Source organism: Leisingera sp. F5, assembly GCF_001593695.1.
Map to the genome: position 1 here is coordinate 1 of NZ_LUKH01000520.1, position 2221 is coordinate 2221.

The 2221-nt window shown below is 62.0% G+C and carries 3 protein-coding genes and 1 pseudogene; 3 read left to right on the forward strand and 1 reads right to left on the reverse strand.

Annotated features, from left to right (window positions below):
• Positions 1 to 208, reverse strand: a pseudogene (locus A2I95_RS32710) (HupE/UreJ family protein); the annotation flags it as partial.
• On the opposite strand from A2I95_RS32710, the gene A2I95_RS32715 reads away from it, so the two are divergent.
• From A2I95_RS32715 to A2I95_RS32725, 3 genes are all read left to right on the forward strand, one after another.
• Complete coding sequence (locus tag A2I95_RS32715) at positions 207 to 1016, forward strand: DUF4198 domain-containing protein (RefSeq protein WP_291736536.1); 810 nt, start codon at positions 207 to 209, stop codon at positions 1014 to 1016. The pseudogene A2I95_RS32710 and the gene A2I95_RS32715 sit on opposite strands and share 2 nt — an antisense overlap.
• A 41-nt stretch (positions 1017 to 1057) precedes the next feature.
• Positions 1058 to 1966 carry a PfkB family carbohydrate kinase gene (locus A2I95_RS32720; RefSeq protein ID WP_291736538.1) on the forward strand — a complete coding sequence of 303 codons (909 nt, stop codon included), beginning with the start codon at positions 1058 to 1060 and terminating at the stop codon, positions 1964 to 1966.
• On the forward strand, positions 1963 to 2221 hold a 259-nt coding region (locus A2I95_RS32725), incomplete at its 3' end, for a pseudouridine-5'-phosphate glycosidase (protein WP_291736539.1). The genes A2I95_RS32720 and A2I95_RS32725, both read left to right, overlap by 4 nt.

Sequence of the window (2221 nt, forward strand, 5' to 3'; positions counted from 1 at the left end):
CGTCTAGATTGATCCCGGCGACGAAGGCCTCAACGTTCAGCCGCAGTCCCAGCGTAATCTGCCCGTCTTCCACCGTGAAATCGGCAATCACCGGGGTGACCTCGTGCGCGCGTACACTGGCTGCGCCTATTGCAACCGCACAAAACAGCAGCGCAAATAGAAACCGCAGCCAAGTCACACTGCGCCCGACAGCCAAGGACATTTTCATGCAATACCGCCTGTTCAGCTCAATTCTCTGTGCCGGGCTGATTTCGGGAACCGCCCCGCTGTTATCCCACGAGTTTTGGATTGAGCCGGAAAAATATCAAGTGAATTCGGGGGATCCCGTGGTGGCACGGCTGCGCAATGGGCAGGAATTCAAAGGTGCCGAGCAACCCTATCTGGATCACCGGATCGCCAGGTTCGAGGTCATACAGAGCGGATCAGCTGCCCCCTATGTGGGGCGGATGGGCGATATGCCCGCATTCAGCGACGATGAAACCGACGACGGTCTGGCCGTGATCATCCACCAGACGCAGCCGCAAACGCTGACATATGACACTTGGGAAGGTTTTCAGGCCTTCATTGACCACAAGGGTTTTGCCGGCATCCCCGGTCAGCATACCGCACGCGGCCTCCCCGACGCCGGCTTTGCCGAGCAGTACACCCGCTATGCTAAGGCTTTGGCGTCCATCGGCAGCGGTGCAGGGTCCGATCGGGCCACCGGGTTGGAGACCGAGTTCGTTGCCCTCGCCAATCCCTATACCGATGGTCTGGCAACGGGACTTCCGGTTCAGGTGCTGTATCAAGGCAAGCCACGCCCTGAAGCACAGGTTGAGATCTTTGCAAAAGCGCCGGACGGCAGTGTTACCATAAGTACCCAGCTGACAGACGTGAGGGGAGAGACCATCATTTCACTGGCTCCCGGGCATAGCTACCTGCTGGACGCCGTGGTCCTGCGCCCTGCCCCGAAGGGCAAAAATTACGTGTGGGAAAGCCATTGGGCCGCCTTGACCTTTGCGGTGCCTGAAAAGTGAAGCCGCTTGCAGAGGCCCGGTAAAGACGGCAATAGGTCATTATGACACAAGCCTCTAATTCCCGGACACCCGCTATCCTGTGCATCGGATCGGTCCTATGGGACATCATCGGCCGTTGCAGAACGGAAATGCAGCGCGGCTCGGACATGCCCGGGCGCATCACCCGGCTGCCCGGCGGCGTTGCCATGAATATCGCCATGACTCTTTCGCGTTTCGGGATGCAGCCCGGGCTGCTGACAGCCGTAGGCCGCGACCCCGAAGGCGACGAGCTGATCCACGCCTGCGGCCACTTCGGCCTGATCACGGACTTCATCTACCGCTCCGAGGATCTGCCCACTGACCGCTACATGGCCGTGGAAGGCGCCAACGGGCTGATTGCCGCCATCGCCGATGCCCACTCATTGGAGGCCGCGGGCGGCAAGATCCTGCGTCCGCTGTCCGACGGCGCGCTCGGCACCAAAGACGCTCCTTATCAGGGCCAGGTTGCGCTGGATGGCAACCTGACCCTGTCGCTGCTGGATGACATCGTCGCCAGCCCCGCCTTTGCCAAGGCTGATCTGCGGGTCGCACCTGCGTCTCCGGGCAAGGCGGAACGGCTGCGCCCCTTCCTCAACCGCACCCGCGGCACGCTCTATGTGAATCTGGAAGAGGCTGGCATCCTGTGCCAGGCCGAATTCACCGACAGCGCAACGGCCGCCAAGGCCATGTTGGATCGCGGCGCCGCGCGGGTGCTGGTAACCGATGGCGGCTCCTCTGCCACCCTGGCCGATGTCCAAGGCGCCATCACCCTTGTTCCGCCCCGTGTGACCGTCGCCCGGGTGACCGGCGCAGGCGATACCTTCATGGCCGCCCATATCGTTGCCGAGGCACGAGGAGAAGACCGCAAGACCGCTTTGGCCTCAGCCCTCAAGGCTGCGGCAACCTATGTTTCAGGAGAACCCCCGCTGTGATCGAGATCCGCCATTCATCCGAGGTCCAAGCCGCCAAGGCAGACGGCCGCGCCATTGTTGCACTGGAAAGCACCATCATCACCCACGGCATGCCCTACCCGCAGAATGTCGAGGTCGCCGCGCAGGTGGAACAGGACATCCGTGATGGCGGCGCGGTGCCTGCCACGATGGCCGTGATGGACGGCGTGCTGCATGTGGGGCTGGAAGCCGACCAGTTGCAATCGCTTGGCCAGGCACAGGGTGTTGCCAAGATCT

What these genes read in the sequence shown, in the direction of transcription:
- A2I95_RS32715 (WP_291736536.1), top strand. Translation starts at nt 207, where the DNA reads ATGCAATACCGCCTGTTCAGCTCAATTCTCTGTGCCGGGCTGATTTCG.
- A2I95_RS32720 (WP_291736538.1), top strand. Translation starts at nt 1,058, where the DNA reads ATGACACAAGCCTCTAATTCCCGGACACCCGCTATCCTGTGCATCGGA.